Annotated in this window: 14 protein-coding genes; 7 read left to right on the top strand and 7 right to left on the bottom strand. The window is 59.6% G+C overall.

What is annotated here, in order from left to right; all coding sequences use genetic code 11:
* Positions 1-148: 148 nt before the first annotated feature.
* The 4 genes from argE to ACQ4OB_RS08260 form a co-directional block, all read right to left on the bottom strand.
* The gene (argE, locus tag ACQ4OB_RS08275; protein ID WP_430955473.1) at positions 149-1,297 is read right to left on the bottom strand and encodes an acetylornithine deacetylase; all 1,149 of its coding nucleotides are present in this window, start codon (positions 1,295-1,297) and stop codon (positions 149-151) included.
* A complete protein-coding gene (locus ACQ4OB_RS08270) occupies positions 1,294-1,971 on the bottom strand; it encodes a DUF1028 domain-containing protein (protein ID WP_074875863.1) in 678 nt (225 codons plus the stop codon). Before ACQ4OB_RS08270 ends, argE begins: the two co-directional genes overlap by 4 nt.
* A gap of 153 nt (positions 1,972-2,124) precedes the next feature.
* Positions 2,125-2,541, bottom strand: coding sequence for a RidA family protein (locus ACQ4OB_RS08265; RefSeq protein WP_046027689.1), 417 nt, complete (start codon positions 2,539-2,541; stop codon positions 2,125-2,127).
* Between the two features lie 24 nt (positions 2,542-2,565).
* A complete protein-coding gene (locus ACQ4OB_RS08260) occupies positions 2,566-3,876 on the bottom strand; it encodes a flavin-containing monooxygenase (protein WP_076031427.1) in 1,311 nt (436 codons plus the stop codon).
* 347 nt (positions 3,877-4,223) lie between these two features.
* Between ACQ4OB_RS08260 and ACQ4OB_RS08255 the strand changes: the two genes are divergently transcribed.
* The 4 genes from ACQ4OB_RS08255 (at position 4,224) to ACQ4OB_RS08240 (ending at position 8,153) form a co-directional block, all read left to right on the top strand.
* On the top strand, positions 4,224-4,886 hold the full coding sequence (locus tag ACQ4OB_RS08255) for a hypothetical protein (protein WP_074875866.1): 663 nt from the start codon (positions 4,224-4,226) through the stop codon (positions 4,884-4,886).
* 43 nt (positions 4,887-4,929) lie between these two features.
* Positions 4,930-5,751: a polyphosphate kinase 2 gene (gene ppk2, locus ACQ4OB_RS08250; protein WP_074875868.1), complete on the top strand. Its 822-nt coding sequence runs from the start codon at positions 4,930-4,932 to the stop codon at positions 5,749-5,751.
* A gap of 49 nt (positions 5,752-5,800) precedes the next feature.
* A complete protein-coding gene (locus tag ACQ4OB_RS08245; RefSeq protein WP_430955472.1) occupies positions 5,801-7,570 on the top strand; it encodes a SulP family inorganic anion transporter in 1,770 nt (589 codons plus the stop codon).
* 103 nt (positions 7,571-7,673) lie between these two features.
* Positions 7,674-8,153 (top strand): VOC family protein, encoded by a 480-nt coding sequence (locus tag ACQ4OB_RS08240; protein ID WP_074875872.1) that lies wholly within the window; start codon positions 7,674-7,676, stop codon positions 8,151-8,153.
* 18 nt (positions 8,154-8,171) lie between these two features.
* Here ACQ4OB_RS08240 and ACQ4OB_RS08235 read toward each other — a convergent pair whose 3' ends face one another.
* Positions 8,172-8,597 carry a hypothetical protein gene (locus ACQ4OB_RS08235; RefSeq protein WP_076031423.1) on the bottom strand — a complete coding sequence of 142 codons (426 nt, stop codon included), beginning with the start codon at positions 8,595-8,597 and terminating at the stop codon, positions 8,172-8,174.
* 196 nt (positions 8,598-8,793) lie between these two features.
* On the opposite strand from ACQ4OB_RS08235, the gene ACQ4OB_RS08230 reads away from it, so the two are divergent.
* Positions 8,794-9,165 (top strand): PH domain-containing protein, encoded by a 372-nt coding sequence (locus tag ACQ4OB_RS08230; RefSeq protein ID WP_046049313.1) that lies wholly within the window; start codon positions 8,794-8,796, stop codon positions 9,163-9,165.
* A 65-nt stretch (positions 9,166-9,230) separates the two neighbouring features.
* A complete protein-coding gene (locus tag ACQ4OB_RS08225; RefSeq protein WP_430955471.1) occupies positions 9,231-9,653 on the top strand; it encodes an HD domain-containing protein in 423 nt (140 codons plus the stop codon).
* 299 nt (positions 9,654-9,952) lie between these two features.
* Here ACQ4OB_RS08225 and ACQ4OB_RS08220 read toward each other — a convergent pair whose 3' ends face one another.
* Positions 9,953-11,629 (bottom strand): MFS transporter, encoded by a 1,677-nt coding sequence (locus ACQ4OB_RS08220; protein ID WP_074875878.1) that lies wholly within the window; start codon positions 11,627-11,629, stop codon positions 9,953-9,955.
* A gap of 356 nt (positions 11,630-11,985) precedes the next feature.
* Positions 11,986-14,181, bottom strand: coding sequence for an ornithine decarboxylase SpeF (speF, locus tag ACQ4OB_RS08215; protein ID WP_430955470.1), 2,196 nt, complete (start codon positions 14,179-14,181; stop codon positions 11,986-11,988).
* A gap of 458 nt (positions 14,182-14,639) precedes the next feature.
* On the opposite strand from speF, the gene ACQ4OB_RS08210 reads away from it, so the two are divergent.
* The gene (locus ACQ4OB_RS08210; RefSeq protein WP_430955469.1) at positions 14,640-15,428 is read left to right on the top strand and encodes a DeoR/GlpR family DNA-binding transcription regulator; all 789 of its coding nucleotides are present in this window, start codon (positions 14,640-14,642) and stop codon (positions 15,426-15,428) included.

Here is a 15,428-nt window from a genome sequence, read left to right as displayed (position 1 = left end):
GCGTTCGGCTGCGAAGCAGTCGTAAACCCTGCGCACGCGGTTTTCCTGATGCACCGAGTCGTCAGATTTTGCGACTGCTTCGCAGCCGAACGCAGGCTTCGCCAGCTGCTACAGGAACCTGTTGCGGACGCGTTTTTGTGGGGGCGAGTTAGCTGATTGATTGCAGCATTCGCTGGAGCATGGCGTCGCAGGCGGTGAGTTGTACGAGGCTGACGAACTCGTCGGGTTTATGGCCTTGATCCATGCTGCCGGGGCCGCAGACGACGGTGGGAATGCCTGCCGCATCGAATAGGCCGCCCTCGGTGCCGAAGGCGACGGTGCCGAACTCTCGGGAGCCGCAGAAAGCAGCAATCAATTCAGCCGCTTCGCTGTGCGCATCGGTCGCCAACCCGGGGTACGCCGACAACTCGCTAAATCGAATTTCACTCTGCTCACTCACCGCCCGCATGCGCGGCAACACCTGCTGCTCGGCATAGGCCTTCAGCTCCTGAGCAACCTCACTCGGATCATGCGAGGGCAGGGCGCGGATTTCGAAGTCGAAGCGGCAATCGGCGGGGACGATGTTCAGGGCCTTGCCGCCGCAAATCACCCCGGTTTGCACGGTGCTGAAGGGCGGATCGAAACGGGCGTCGTGATGCTCGGGGGCTTTGAGCCGGTTGCCGATCCGCCCCAGTTCACCAATCAGTTCGGCGGCGTATTCAATCGCATTGACCCCAAGCGGTGCGTACGCCGAATGGCACGCTTCACCGTGAATATCGCAGCGCATCGCCAGTTTGCCTTTATGGCCCAGCACCGGTTTGAGCTCGGTCGGTTCACCAATGATGCAGAGCATTGGTTTGACCGGGCGCTTTTCCAGTTCCGACAGCAACGAACGCACACCCAGGCAGCCGACTTCTTCATCGTAGGACAGCGCGATGTGTACCGGCAGCCGCAGCGTGGCGTTCACCAGCGACGGGACCAGCGCAAGTACGCAGGCGATGTAGCCTTTCATGTCCGCGGTGCCGCGACCGTACAGTTTGCCGTCGCGCTCGGTGAGTTCGAACGGCGCAACGGTCCACGGCTGGCCGTCGACGGGCACCACGTCGGTGTGCCCCGACAGCACGATGCCCGGCCGATCCGCCGGGCCAATGGTTGCGAACAGATTGGCCTTGCTGCGCTGCTCGTTGTAGACCAGTTCGCAAGGCACGTCGAAGCGCTCGAGGTAGTCGCGGACAAACTCGATGAGGTGCAGGTTTGATTCGCGGCTGGTGGTGTCGAAGGCCACCAACGTTTTCAGCAAATCGAGGCTGTTGCTCATCGGTCGTCTCCGGCAACGCCGTAGCCGGGGGATTTGTCGGGGGCGAGGGCGCGGTCGATGTAGTCCTGGACCTGGGGGCGATAGGCGTCCCAGAGTTTCTCAAGCTGGCCGATCGGGTCGTGATCCGCCCAATCCACCCGCAGGTTGATAATAGGCCAGGTCAATTCGCCGACCACCACCACCGCCGCCGAATGCACCGGCCCGGCTTCGCCACCCGCGGCGATGGCCGCTTTCATGGCCGCGAGCAGACGGTCGGTCAGTTGGCCTTCGCCATGCTCGAATGCCTCGACCATGGCCTCGATCACTGCACGGTCCGCCAGCATGTTGCCGGCCGCGACGCATTGATCACCGGATACGGCGTTGTGGTTGCCCAGGGTTTGCGAACCGCTGAAATGCGCGGTGCGGCCTAGGTGGTCAATTGCCGTGATCTGGCGATATTGGCTGTAGCCGTTGCGGGTCAGGACTTTGTCCAGTGCCTCGGCCGGTGCAAGGCCCTGTTCCATCAGGGCGAGGACTTCCGGGCCGAGTGACGGCAAGGTGATGTTTTGTGTGGAGACGGCGCCGACACCCGGCAGCAGCCAGGGGCAACGGGCGCCGACGGCGATGCTCGAGGAACTGATCGCAATGCCGAACTGACCGGTTTCGGGGCAACGTGCTGCGATGGAGAAGGTCATGGGTTTGTTCCTTGTATTGCCTTGGCGAAGTGGGTGTCTGGGCGGACGCCTTCGCGGGCAAGCCCGCTCCCACAGGGATCTTCAGTGGCCACAGATTTGTGTACGACGACTAACCTGTGGGAGCTGGCTTGCCTGCGATGGCCGCGACTCGATCTACTCAGGAATCACCGCAATCACATCAATCTCCATCAACCACTGCGGCTGCCCCAGTGCGGAGACCACCAACCCGGTCGAAATCGGAAACACGCCCTTAAGCCACTTGCCGACCTCCTGATAAACCGGCTCGCGATACCGCGGATCGATCAGGTAAGTGGTGGTTTTAACGATATGGCTAAGGTCGCTACCAGCCTCTTCCAGCAACTGTTTGACGTTGCGCATGGCTTGCTCGGCTTGCGCTCGCGGATCGCCGAGGCCCACCAGGTTGCCTTCGAAATCAGTCCCGACCTGACCGCGAACATACACAGTGTTGCCGGCCCGGACGGCCTGGCACAGGTCATTGTCCAGGCTCTGGTTCGGGTAGGTTTCCTTGGTGTTGAACATGCGAATACGGGTATGGGTTGGCGTGGACATTTGAAGCTCCTAAAGAAAAATGGCTCAAGCGCTGACGGTTGCTTTATGGGCGGCCGGGACGGTTTCAGCCTCGCGTTGCGCGGCGTCGTGATAGTCGAGGTAGGAACGCTGGATCGCGATGTGATCCGCCACGTACTTGGCGTCGTGCCAAACGCCCCAGATGAACGAAGACCCGCGGCGGGACTGCCACGGCAGGCCGAGGAAATACACGCCCGGCTCGCTCGAGACGCCGCGCTGATGCGCTGGCTTGCCGTTGTCGTCGAAGGCATCAACCTTGAGCCAGCTGTAATCCGTGGCAAAACCGGTGGCCCAGATGATCGAGGTCACGCCGGCCTGGGCCAGGTCGAGTTCAAGAATCGGGTTGGTCACGCATTCCGGATCGGAAAAGGTCATGCGCGCTTCAGGTTCTTCCGGCAAGTCCAGGCCGTTGCGCTCGATGTAGGCGTCAGCCGCGTTGAGCAGCGCCAGATAGTTCTCATCGCCGCGTGCCAGGTTCTCGGCGAGGTTCGGTTGAAAAGTCGCTACGCCACCGTTGAACGATTGGGTCAAACCCACCAACGTCATGCCGCGATGGGCCAACCCGCGGAAGTCCACCGTGCGGCCGCCGTGTGCGCCGCTGACCGCGATGGTCACGTGTTCCCGGCCAGGTTTCATGGCGGCCTGATCCCATTCGCCGAGCACGCCCAGCCACCAGCAGAAATCACGGTTGCGATAGGCGCGAGGAGGGCGGTCGTGGGCGCCGACCGAGAGGTAAACCTTCTTGCCAGCACGCTGCAGTTCATCGGCGATCTGCACGCCCGACGAACCGGCACCGACGACCAGAACAGCCCCTTCAGGCAGTTGCGCCGGGTTACGGTATTCGGCCGAGTGGATTTGGGTGAATGGCTGATCTTTCGGCGCAATCGGCGGGATGACCGGACGCTGGAAAGGCCCGGTGGCAGCCACCACGCGGTTGGCCTCGATCACGCCTTCAGAGGTTTCTATGGTGAAGCCCGGGCGACCGACATTGCGCTCAACCTTCAGCACGTCCACGCCGGTGCGGATCGGGGCGTTGAATTTTTTGGCGTAGGCTTCGAAATAGTCGGCGACCCGCTCTTTCGGGGCGAAGTCGTCGGGGCTGAGGTCGTCGAAATCGAGACCGGGAAAACGGTCGTGCCAGGCCGGACCGTTGGCCACCAGCGAATCCCAGCGTCCGGTGCGCCAGCGTTCGGCGATACGGTTGCGCTCCAGTACCAAATGCGGCACGCCGAGTTTGCTCAAGTGTTCACTCATGGCCACGCCAGCCTGACCGGCGCCAACAATCAGCGTATCTGTTTTTATTTTTTCAGTGGTCATCTCTATACCCTTCGAAGTTGGATTTAGGTCGGTAACGGCCTGCCATTTCTTGGGGTCAAGACTAGGGATCACCCTGGTATCGGTAAAATATTATTAAGCTGGCATTTGAGTATAAATAACTGATGCAGAACGGCATCGAGTCCGGACACGGGGAATGGCGCTCAGAGAAATCTCCTTGAAAACAAGGTGCAAGCGCAAAAGATCAGTCGTTGTGGATAGGTCGCGTTGTGATAGATCAAGTCTGAACTAAGCTGTTCGATGTGCTTGCCGATGGCGGGTCTTGACCGCCCCGGCACGGCTGAAAACCAGGATCACGCTGACACGGCCGCCGTGGCGAGGATGAGCGCATGCAAAGCACTGGAGAGCAAAAGCGGGCCCGTGTTCTTGATCCGGTTGACCGTGTCACGGAGGTCATTTTCGGCCTGCTCATGGCAATGACGTTCACTGGGACGATCAGCGTGGCCACATCTGGTCAGGAGGAGGAACGGACGATGATGATCGCCGCGCTGGGTTGCAACCTCGCCTGGGGGTTGGCAGACGCGGTGATGTATTTGCTGCGAACCCTGATCGAGCGCACGCGTAACCGTACGCTTCGCACCAATCTGCGTGATGCGACGGATGCCGCCGCCGGGCAAGCGCTCATTGCCGAGGCGTTACCCCCGCGTCTTGCCGCAGCGGCCGGCCCTGATGAGCTGGAATCGTTGCGCCGCCGCCTGGTCGAGTATTCATCCATGCCAGTACAACCGAACCTCGGTTGGGATGATTTCAAGGGCGCTTTCGGCGTTTTCCTGTTGGTGGTGTTCTCGACATTTCCGCTAGTCGTGCCGTTTCTGTTGCTCGACCAGACAGCGCTCGCTGTGCGCATGTCTAACCTGGTCGGACTTGTGGTGCTGTTCATCGCCGGCTGGATGCTCTCGACGTATGCCGGCGCAAAACCGTGGCAAGGCGGACTCGCGATGGCCGTCACCGGCGCTGTACTGATTACTGCGATCATCGCCCTCGGCGGATGAGCAGATGGCAAACCCTAGGCTGTTTATTGGCGAGGTCTCGAACATGGCAAAAGACAAGAAAAAAGCCCCCAAGAGTAAAGCTGCTGAAACCGCGAAACTTAAAAGCAAGGATTATCTTGAGCAACTGCGTGGCCTGCATGTCGAGTTGGTCAAGTTACAGGAGTGGGTAAAAGCCAAGGGCGTCAAGATCTGCATCGTCTTCGAGGGGCGCGATGGCGCTGGCAAGGGCGGAACGATCAAGGCGATCACCGAACGCGTCAGCCCGCGTGTCTTTCGGGTCGTGGCGCTGACGGCGCCGAGTGATCGAGAGAAAAGCCAGATGTACGTCCAGCGTTACCTGCCATACCTTCCCGCGGCCGGCGAAGTGGTGATCTTCGATCGCAGTTGGTACAACCGGGCGGGCGTCGAGCGGGTGATGGGGTTCTGCACCAAAGAGCAGGTGGCCAGTTTCCTGAAGACAACGCCTTTGGTGGAGCGGGCAATCGTCGACTCGGGGGTGATCCTGCTCAAATACTGGCTGGAAGTCAGCGAAGATGAGCAGACCCGCCGGCTTCAGGAGCGAATCAAGGATGGGCGCAAAATCTGGAAGTTGACCCCCATGGATCTCAAGTCATACAGCCGCTGGTATGACTATTCGCGCGCGCGTGACGACATGTTCCAGGCAACCGACACCAATCATGCCCCGTGGCTGGTGGCCAACTCCAACGACAAACGGCGGGCGCGCCTTAACATCATCTCCGATTTGCTCAGCCGCATCCCGTACAAGGAAGTCCCACGCGAGGAGGTGGTGTTGCCCAAGCGGCAGAAACCAGCTGGCTATAAAGAGCCGGATTATCCGCACCGGCGAGTGCCCGAAAAATTCTGACGGGCACGTTCAAGCGGATCTGCGCGGTACACCTATAGGCCATAGCTTTATGAGCGATTCGGATGCTTCGTCTCCCGTCCCGGAACCGGGCCGGATTGCACACCGCAATACCAGCGTGCAATCCGGCTGGAGCCGCTGGCTTCCCGGGCTTCGCACGTTGCGCGAGTACCAGATTGCCTGGTTGCGTCACGACATCATGGCCGGGCTGGTGCTCACCACGATGTTGGTGCCCGTCGGCATCGCCTATGCCGTGGCTTCGGGCGTACCCGGCATCTATGGCCTCTATGCGACCATCGTTCCGCTACTCGCTTATGCATTGTTCGGGCCTAGCCGGATTCTGGTGCTCGGCCCGGATTCTTCACTGGCCGCGGTTATCCTGGCTGTCGTCCTGCCCCTGTCGGGCGGTGATCCGCATCGCGCCGTCGCACTTGCAAGCATGATGGCGATCGTTTCAGGCGTCGTCTGTATCCTGGCGGGCATCATGCGTTTGGGCTTCATTACCGAGTTGCTTTCCAAGCCGATTCGCTACGGGTACATGAACGGCATCGCGCTGACCGTATTGATCAGCCAACTGCCCAAGTTTTTCGGTTTTTCGATTGAGTCCGATGGCCCGCTGAGAAACATATGGGCAATCGTCAACGCGGTGATTGAAGGAAAGACCAACTGGGCTGCGTTCACGATCGGCGCCGCTACCTTGATCGTGATCCTGCTGCTCAAGGGCTTCAAGCGCGTACCGGGCATCCTGATCGCCGTGGCGGGCGCGACCATCGCCGTCGGTGTGCTGGACCTTGCCGAGCGTGCGGGTGTGTCGGTCCTCGGTGTTCTGCCACAAGGGTTACCGGCGTTCGCCATCCCCTGGATTACCCGCGCCGATATTGTCCCCGTGCTCATCGGCGGGTGCGCCGTTGCCTTGGTGTCGTTCGCCGACACCAGCGTGCTCTCGCGTGTCTATGCGGCACGGACCCGCACCTATGTCGATCCGAACCAGGAAATGGCGGGGCTCGGTTTTGCCAATCTGGCGGCTGGGTTTTTCCAGGGCTTTGCGATCAGTAGCAGCTCCTCACGGACCCCCGTGGCCGAAGCCGCTGGCGCCAAAACCCAGTTGACCGGGGTGGTCGGCGCATTGGCCGTTGCCCTGCTGTTGATGGTGGCCCCCAACCTGTTGCAGAACTTGCCCACCAGCGCACTGGCAGCGGTCGTGATCGCGTCGGCCATCGGCCTGATTGAAGTCGCTGACCTGCGACGTATTTATCGCATCCAGCGCTGGGAATTCTGGCTCTCGATCGTTTGCACCGTCGGGGTGGCCGTGTTTGGTGCGATCGAGGGCATCGGGCTGGCCATCGTGATCGCTGTGATCGAATTTCTGTGGGATGGCTGGCGGCCGTATTCCGCGGTACTGGGGCGAGTCGATGGCGTCAAGGGCTACCACGACATCCAGCGCTATCCCGACGCGCATCTTATCCCCGGCCTGGTGCTGTTTCGCTGGGATGCGCCGTTGTTCTTCGCCAATGCCGAACTGTTCAATGACCGAGTGCTTGATGCGGTGGCAGCATCGCCTACGCCCGTGCGCTGGTTGGTGGTGGCGGCAGAACCCGTCACCAGTGTGGACGTGACCTCTGCCGACATGCTGGCTGAACTGGACGACACCTTGCACGCGGCGGGCATCAAGTTGTGCGTGGCCGAGATGAAAGACCCGGTCAAGGACAAGCTGAAGCGATTCGGGCTGTTCGCGCGGCTTGGCGAAACGGCGTTCTTTCCAACCATCGGCAATGCCGTCGACAGCTACCTGATGATCCATCCAGCGGAGGGCGCGCGCTGAGTCGCATTGGCGCCGAGTCGTTTGGGGTTTCCTGCCTTCAAGGTGCGCGAAGAGACAATCCGTACCAGAATGAGCGAACCCATTCCTCTTCTGGAGAACCAGGATGATCAGCAAAAACACGATTTGTCTGTGGTACGACGGCACCGCGCTGGAGGCTGCGACGTTCTACGCCAAAACCTTCCCGGACAGCGAGGTGGGCACTATTCTTCGCGCACCCGGTGACTATCCGGCAGGCAAGCAGGGCGATGTCCTGACAGTTGAGTTCACGGTGATGGGCATCCCTTGTCTGGGGCTGAACGGGGGCTCGGGGGTCAAGCACAACGAGGCTTTTTCATTCCAGGTGGCGACCGACGACCAAGCCGAAACGGACCGCTTGTGGAACGCGATTGTCGGAAACGGCGGCCAGGAAAACGTATGCGGCTGGTGCCAGGACAAGTGGGGATTGTCATGGCAGATCACCCCACGGGTTCTGAGCGCCGCGATAGCCAATCCTGATCAAGCTGCGGCCAAACGCGCGTTCGACGCCATGATGGAGATGGGAAAGATCGACATCGCTGCGATTGAAGCGGCTGTTAAGGGTTAACCAGCGCTGCTTGGGGGGCTACTGGGTTTTCCAGTGCCCTCCACCCGACTCGCAATCAATTTTTGCCTGACCCAAGTGCTCAGCGCCGTAGTAATACGTAGTGACCTTGGCATTGTTCGGAATAATCAGCGATGTGCTGCTCTTGTCCTTGCTGGTGGAGTGAGGATTGGCCAGCGATTCTTGCGTCAACGTGGCGACGCAAGTGGCCTGAGAATGATCAGCGCACTGTTCGACTTTTTTCTTGGTGCTGGTCAGCATTTCTTTGCTCTCGTTGCTGCATGACCAATCGATCGCGTTCACCGGCATGTTTTCGTACTCATAACAGCTATGCGTTTCGACCACCGGCACCGAAGGGCTTTGAGAGCGGGTCAGCACATCACAGCCTTCAGCCATGACCAGGGTCGGGCTCAGGCTGGCCAGCAAAAACAGCAGTCTACTGTTCATCGCGATTTCCTCTCCAATGGCGCCTTGTTTGATCAAAATCAGCGCTGATAAGGTTTTGAAAACGCGATGAAGCGCGGGGTTCCATTGGTTTTCGGATCCGCTGTGGGCGGGGGGGCAAAAAGCGCAGGCCCGATGGTATGCTCGCCGCGCCACGCGCTGGCAATCCAGGGAACACTCTTTAAGGAAGGGATGGCGGATGATCGATTTCAACAACAAAGGCTTTTTCAAACTCAAGCAAAACAACGAGTACGCGGAGCGAGTCACCGCGCTGCTGCTGGACGGTGAGCAGGTCATTGATGCCTATAAATCCATGCGCGATGGCGTGGTGTTTACCAACAAGCGAATCATCGCGGTGAACGTGCAAGGCATCACCGGCAGCAAAAAAGACTTCACTTCGTTGCCCTACAAAAACATCGTCGCTTACTCCGTGGAAACCTCGGGCACGTTCGACCTGGATTCTGAGCTGGAAATCTACTTCTCGGCGCTGGGCAGAGTGAAGTTTGAATTCACCGGCAGGACGTCAATGGTCGAGATTTCCAAACTTATCTCACAGCATTTGTTGGGCTGAGCCCCGATTTTCACGGTTATTACGGCGAGCTCCAATGCGAACGCCGATTACCCAGGGAGAGCGACATGAGCCAGACACTGGAACGCGCCATTGCCATCGCCGCCTCCGCGCACGAAGGCCAGGTCGACAAGGGCGGCACCCCTTACATTCTGCATCCGCTGAAAGTCATGTTGCGGGTCAACACGCTGGAAGAACGCATCGTCGCCGTGCTGCATGACGTGGTCGAGGACTGCGGCCTCAGCCTTGATGACCTGCGCAAGGAAGGCTTCAGCGAAGCCGTTCTGACCGCCATCGAGTCCGTCACTAAAGTGCCGGGCGAGTCCTATGAAACCTTCGTCGAACGCGCGGCGCAGAACCCGATAGGTCGGGTGGTGAAACTGGCGGACCTGGAAGAGAACAGCGACTTGTCGCGGATCGCGCAGCCGTCGTGGGAAGACCTGGAACGCGTTGAAAAATATCGGCGGGCGATTGGCGTGTTGCGCTCGTAACAAGCCAAACAAATAGATCAATAACACCCCGCACTGGTAGCAGCTGGCGAAGCCTGCGTTCGGCTGCGAAGCAGTCGTAAACTTGAGTGCAAGTTTTGTCTGAAACACCGCATCGTCTGATTTCACGACTGCTTCGCAGCCGAACGCAGGCTTCGCCAGCTGCTACATAGTGCGAGTTGCATTACTGCGCAATATCATCAGTGCGCGGGGAAAGAGCCCCGAAGCCATGTCGATGAGCGTAGACCGTTTGACCGTCTCTGGATCGCCCTCTCCCTGGCAGGAGAGGGCGAGCGCCAGCCTCAGGTGTGATGAATGTCCCGATCCTTGGTTTCCGGCAGGAAGAACGTGCCAAGAATGGCCGTCATCACGGCGATGACAATCGGGTACCACAGCCCGTAGTAGATATCACCGGTGGCCGCGACCATGGCGAACGCCACCGTGGGCAGAAATCCGCCGAACCATCCGTTGCCGATGTGGTAGGGCAGCGACATCGAGGTGTAGCGGATGCGCGCCGGGAACAGTTCCACCAGCCAGGCGGCGATCGGGCCGTAGACCATGGTCACGTAGATTACGAGGATGGTCAGGAGCAGCAGCACCATCGGGTAATTGGTCTTGGCCGGGTCGGCCTTCTCGGGGTAGCCGGCATCCTTGAGCGCGGTACCGAGGGTGGCGGCGAAGGCGTCGTTCTTGGCTTTGAAGTCGGCGGCCGGCATGCCGGTGCCCTCGAAGCTCTGGATCACTTTGCCGCCGATGCGGACCTGCGCGACGGTGCCCGGTTCAGCCTTCTCGTTCTGGTAGGGAATGGCCCTTTTCGCCAGCACGGTCTTGGCCAGGTCGCAGGAACTGGTGAATTTGGCCTTGCCCACCGGGTCGAACTGGAACGAGCACTGGCCGGGATCGGCGACCACCGTGACCGGGTTCTTCTCCTGTGCGACGAACACGTCAGGGTTACCGTATTGGGTCAACGCATTGAAGATCGGGAAGTAGGTCACTGCCGCCAGGATGCAGCCGGCCATGATGATCCCCTTGCGGCCGATGCGGTCGGACAGGCTGCCGAATATGACGAAAAACGGCGTACCGATCAGCAAAGAGCCGGCAATCAGCAGGTTGGCGGTCTGCGCTTCGATCTTCAGCGTTTGCAGCAGGAAGAACAGCGCGTAGAACTGCCCGGTGTACCAGACGACGGCCTGGCCGGCAGTGCCGCCGAGCAGGGCCATGATCACGATCTTGAGGTTTTCCCAGCGGGCGAAGGATTCGGTCAGCGGCGCCTTGGACGACTTGCCTTCTTCCTTCATCTTCAAGAACACCGGTGACTCGCTGAGTTGCAGGCGGATGTACACCGAAATGATCAGCAGCAGGATCGACAGCAGGAAGGGAATCCGCCAGCCCCAAGCCTCGAACGCTTCGGTGCCGAGAATGGTTCGGCAGGCGAGGATCACCAGTAGCGAGAGGAACAGGCCGAGGGTCGCGGTGGTCTGGATCCACGAGGTGAAGTAGCCGCGTTTGCCTTTCGGCGCATGCTCGGCCACGTAGGTCGCCGCGCCGCCGTATTCACCGCCCAAGGCCAGGCCTTGCAGCAGGCGCAGGGTGATCAGGATGATCGGTGCCGCCACGCCGATGGTCGCGTAGCCCGGCAAAAAGCCCACGACGGCGGTGGAAATACCCATGATCACGATGGTGATGAGAAAGGTATGTTTGCGTCCGATCATGTCCCCCAGTCGGCCGAACACGATGGCGCCGAATGGGCGTACCGCGAAGCCCGCGGCGAACGCGAGCAGCGCGAAGATGAAGGAAGTTGTCTCATTGACGCCGGCGAAGAAGTGCTTGGCAATGATCGCCGCGAGAGACCCATAAAGGTAGAAGTCGTACCACTCGAACACGGTGCCCAGGGACGAGGCAAAAATGACCTTGCGCTCCTCCTTGGTGATCCCGTGGTGGGGCGTGCTGCCCGTGGAAGTGTTGTCGATTGCGGCCATGAGTCTTCTCCGTCGTTTTTGTTATAGGCCGGAGTACCTCGTTACCTTATTGCCGCACCCAGGCCCCGGGGCTGAAGTCGTCGGATTACGGATTGCGCGAAGCATGCACACAGGCTGACGGCCTCGCATCGCTGCAAGGTTTACTGAAGCATAATCGGCTTCTCGCAGATATCCACTCGCCATCAAGTTCATCCCAAGACCGATTCCCCGCGTGAGCCGCATCGCGATCCGGCGCATCAGTGGTTGCGGGCTCTGCAAACCAGCCCTGTAGGAGCAAAGCTTGCTCGCGATGCTGTTGGCGTTCCCGACGGCCCCATCGCGGGCAGCCATGCTCCTACAGATGATGTGCGCGTTACTTAATGTGGGAGCGTCTTGATCACGTACCCATAGGCTCGAATGCGATCGCCTTCCTGTTTCAAGTACACACCCTGCAGTTCCGGCGTGAAGCCAGGAAGCGAGTTGATACCTTCTTCCAGCGCCAGGAAGTACTTGAGCACCGCGCCGCCCCATATTTCCCCGGGCACCACGCAGAGCACGCCGGGTGGATAGGGAAGGGCACCTTCGGCAGCGATGCGACCCTGCGCGTCAGCCAGCGCCACCAGTTCGACGTTGCCACGGATGAATTCGAACTGCGCTGCTTGCGGGTTCATCGCCTTTTTCGGGAAGTGTTCCTTGCGGAACATTGCCTTCTGCAAATGCTGCACGTCGTGGGTGCGGTAGAGGTCGTGCATTTCCTGGCAGAGTTGACGAATGGTGTAGTTGCGATAGCGCTCCTGATGCTGTGCATAGATAGCCGGCAATACCCGGCTCATCGGCGCGTCATCACTGATGAAACGTTCAAAACGCGCGATCTGTGAGGCGAGATGCGTCATCTTTGCCCAGTCTTCGGCCGGGGTGAGCAGGAACAGAATCGAGTTCAGGTCGCACTTTTCCGGAACGATGCCATTCTCGCGCAAGAAGTTGGCGAGAATGCCGGCATGGATGCCGAAGTCGGTGTAACTGCCATCGACCGGGTCGATGCCGGGCGTGGTGAACAGCAACTTGCAGGGGTCGATGAAGTATTGCTTGTCGGCGTAACCGCTGAAGGCGTGCCAGCGATCCTTCGGATGGAACTCGAAAAACCGGATGTCGTTGGCGATGTCTTCGGTGGGATGGTCCTGCCAGGGGCGACCGTCAATGGTGTCCGGCACGAAGGGGCGAACCAGGGTGCACGCTTCCAGGATCAACTTGCGCGCGTCGATGCCGAACTTCACACAGTCCTCCCACAGGCGCAGGCCGCTACGGCCGGAATGGATGCGCGCGTTCACATCCAGTGAGGCGAACAGCGGGTAGAACGGGCTGGTGGAGGCTTGGGCCATGAAGGCGTTGTTCAGCTGCGCATGGCTGCAATAACGGGCCTGGCCCTTGATGTGCCGATCTTTCTTGTGGATCTGCGAGGCCTGGGAAAACCCCGCCTGCTGTTTGTGCACCGATTGCGTGACAAAGATGCCGGGATCGTTTTCATGCAGGTCCAGCAGCAGCGGCGAGCAGTCCTTCATCATCGGGATGAACTGTTCGTAGCCCACCCACGCCGAGTCAAACAGGATGTAGTCGCACAGTTTGCCGATGCGATCGACGACTTGCCGGGCGTTGTAGACGGTGCCGTCATAAGTGCCCAGCTGAATGATCGCCAGGCGAAACGGCCGTGGCAGTCGGGCCTTGTCCGGTGCGACTTCGCTGATGAGTTCGCGCAGGTAGCCTTCTTCGAAACAATGGGCGTCGATCCCGCCGATGAACCCATAAGGATTGCGTGCGGTTTCCAGGTAAACCGGGGTCGCCCCGGCCTGGATCAACGCACCCTGGTGATTGGATTTGTGGTTGTTGCGGTCGAACAGAACCAGATCGCCAGGCGTGAGCAGCGCGTTGGTGACCACCTTGTTGGAGGCCGAGGTGCCGTTGAGCACGAAGTAGGTCTTGTCGGCGTTGAACACTTTCGCGGCGTGTTTTTGCGCCAGCAGCGCCGGGCCTTCGTGGATCAGCAAATCGCCGAGTTTGACGTCGGCGTTGCACATGTCGGCGCGAAACAGGGTTTCGCCGAAGAAGTCGAAGAACTGCCGGCCAGCCGGGTGTTTGCGGAAAAACTGACCGCCCTGGTGACCCGGGCAGGCGAAGGTCGCGTTGGCTGACTCGGTGTAGTGCTTGAGTGCGTCGAAGAACGGCGGCAGCAGACTGTCTTCATAGGCTTTTGCCGCGGTCTCCAATTGGTTGCCATGGTATTCGGCGTTGTTGCGCGAGGGGTCAAAAATGCCATTTACCTGAAGCAGAACATCTTGCAGGTGCTGGTAGACGTCCCGGGCGCGGTTGCCGGAACCGGGGGAGGCGACGAGGAAAATGGGGATATCGAAACCGGTTCGCTGCAAGGTGTCCAGGGCGCCCGCCATCACATCCTTGACAGAGAACACCGCAACCGCGATATCGGTGTAGTCGGTTTGATTGAGCGGAATGACTTCTCGGGAGGTCTGGAAACACTCTAACGCGGAATCACTGGCGGCAATTTTCAGGGCTGCTTTCATGCGGGGGAAATCTCCTGGCGGACAGTCACTTGTCGGCTTTTTTCAAGAGATCAATTTAGCGAGGCAGCCTTCAATGGTCCCTGATCCACATCATGTGGACACTGGTTTAGACCCTATTGGGAAGGATTACGGCTTTTCTACTGGCTTTTGCCAAGGACTGCCGACAGGCGCTCGACCACTTCTGCCTCGGCAACCCCTTGGTTTCCGCCGATCAGGCGTGACCCAACGCAATCGCGAACGAGACCACGATCATGCAGGCGAAGACAAAATTTAGATTCATGAAGTTTTCATCCAAAACACATGTGATGGCGCCATCTTGAATAGGTCACAAAGAAATAAAAAATTCGGCTTTATGATTTGTATCATCGAAACAATTGATGTCCGGCTGGTTTGTGTTTACCCCGTGATTTGGCTAGTCTCGCACAAACACGCAATTACGCGCAAAAGCGGGCAAAAACATGCACGATTCACACACGGCCGCCGAACTCCCTCAGTTGCGCCGGCAAAAAATCCTGTTGATTCTCGAACGTGACGGCAAGGTCATGGCGGGCGAGCTGAGCCAGCATTTCGCGGTGTCCGAGGACACCATTCGGCGTGACCTGGCGGAACTGGCGACCGCCGGGCTGGTGCAGCGGGTGCATGGCGGGGCGTTGCCGCGGCCCAAGGACACCGGCAAGGATTATTTCACCCGCGTCAGTGAAACCGACGAGGTGAAAACCCACTTGGCACAACTCGCCGCACGCCAGGTACACAACGGCCAGATTGTGATTTTCGATTCGGGTAGCACGACGCTGCAGATCGCCCGATCACTACCGTCGGACATTGCCATTACGGCTATTACCGCCTCGCCGATGATCGCGATCACCCTGGCCGAATACAAAGGCATCACGGTGATTCTGGCCGGCGGACAACTCAACCCCGCGACCATGTCGGCCAGCGGGCATGAAACCCTGCGGCTGATCGAGGGCATCAAGGCTGATCTGCTGTTCACGGGCGTCTGTGCGATTCACCCGGAAGTCGGCATCAGCTCCCTGCATTTCGATGAGGTGCCGGTCAAACAGGCGATGCTCGCCAGCGCCTCCCATGTCGTTGCTGTCACCACCGCCGACAAACTGGGGGCGGTGGAGCCTTTCGTGGTCGCGCCATGCCAGCGCATTCATACCCTGATCACCGAACGCCACGTGGCGTCGGGTAATGTCGAGGACTATCGGAAACTCGGGATTGAGGTGGTGCAAGTGGAGGCGTGA

The organism is Pseudomonas sp. ES4, from assembly GCF_050586665.1.
Lineage (GTDB): Bacteria > Pseudomonadota > Gammaproteobacteria > Pseudomonadales > Pseudomonadaceae > Aquipseudomonas > Aquipseudomonas frederiksbergensis.
The sequence above is the reverse complement of the archived record's forward strand: the minus strand, read 5'-3'. Positions and strand labels throughout refer to the sequence as shown.

What these genes read in the sequence shown, in the direction of transcription:
- ACQ4OB_RS08235 (WP_076031423.1), bottom strand. Translation starts at nt 8,597, where the DNA reads ATGAACAGTAGACTGCTGTTTTTGCTGGCCAGCCTGAGCCCGACCCTG.
- ACQ4OB_RS08270 (WP_074875863.1), bottom strand. Translation starts at nt 1,971, where the DNA reads ATGACCTTCTCCATCGCAGCACGTTGCCCCGAAACCGGTCAGTTCGGC.
- ACQ4OB_RS08265 (WP_046027689.1), bottom strand. Translation starts at nt 2,541, where the DNA reads ATGTCCACGCCAACCCATACCCGTATTCGCATGTTCAACACCAAGGAA.
- ACQ4OB_RS08240 (WP_074875872.1), top strand. Translation starts at nt 7,674, where the DNA reads ATGATCAGCAAAAACACGATTTGTCTGTGGTACGACGGCACCGCGCTG.
- ppk2 (WP_074875868.1), top strand. Translation starts at nt 4,930, where the DNA reads ATGGCAAAAGACAAGAAAAAAGCCCCCAAGAGTAAAGCTGCTGAAACC.
- ACQ4OB_RS08255 (WP_074875866.1), top strand. Translation starts at nt 4,224, where the DNA reads ATGCAAAGCACTGGAGAGCAAAAGCGGGCCCGTGTTCTTGATCCGGTT.
- ACQ4OB_RS08260 (WP_076031427.1), bottom strand. Translation starts at nt 3,876, where the DNA reads ATGACCACTGAAAAAATAAAAACAGATACGCTGATTGTTGGCGCCGGT.
- speF (WP_430955470.1), bottom strand. Translation starts at nt 14,181, where the DNA reads ATGAAAGCAGCCCTGAAAATTGCCGCCAGTGATTCCGCGTTAGAGTGT.
- ACQ4OB_RS08245 (WP_430955472.1), top strand. Translation starts at nt 5,801, where the DNA reads ATGAGCGATTCGGATGCTTCGTCTCCCGTCCCGGAACCGGGCCGGATT.
- ACQ4OB_RS08225 (WP_430955471.1), top strand. Translation starts at nt 9,231, where the DNA reads ATGAGCCAGACACTGGAACGCGCCATTGCCATCGCCGCCTCCGCGCAC.
- argE (WP_430955473.1), bottom strand. Translation starts at nt 1,297, where the DNA reads ATGAGCAACAGCCTCGATTTGCTGAAAACGTTGGTGGCCTTCGACACC.
- ACQ4OB_RS08210 (WP_430955469.1), top strand. Translation starts at nt 14,640, where the DNA reads ATGCACGATTCACACACGGCCGCCGAACTCCCTCAGTTGCGCCGGCAA.
- ACQ4OB_RS08220 (WP_074875878.1), bottom strand. Translation starts at nt 11,629, where the DNA reads ATGGCCGCAATCGACAACACTTCCACGGGCAGCACGCCCCACCACGGG.
- ACQ4OB_RS08230 (WP_046049313.1), top strand. Translation starts at nt 8,794, where the DNA reads ATGATCGATTTCAACAACAAAGGCTTTTTCAAACTCAAGCAAAACAAC.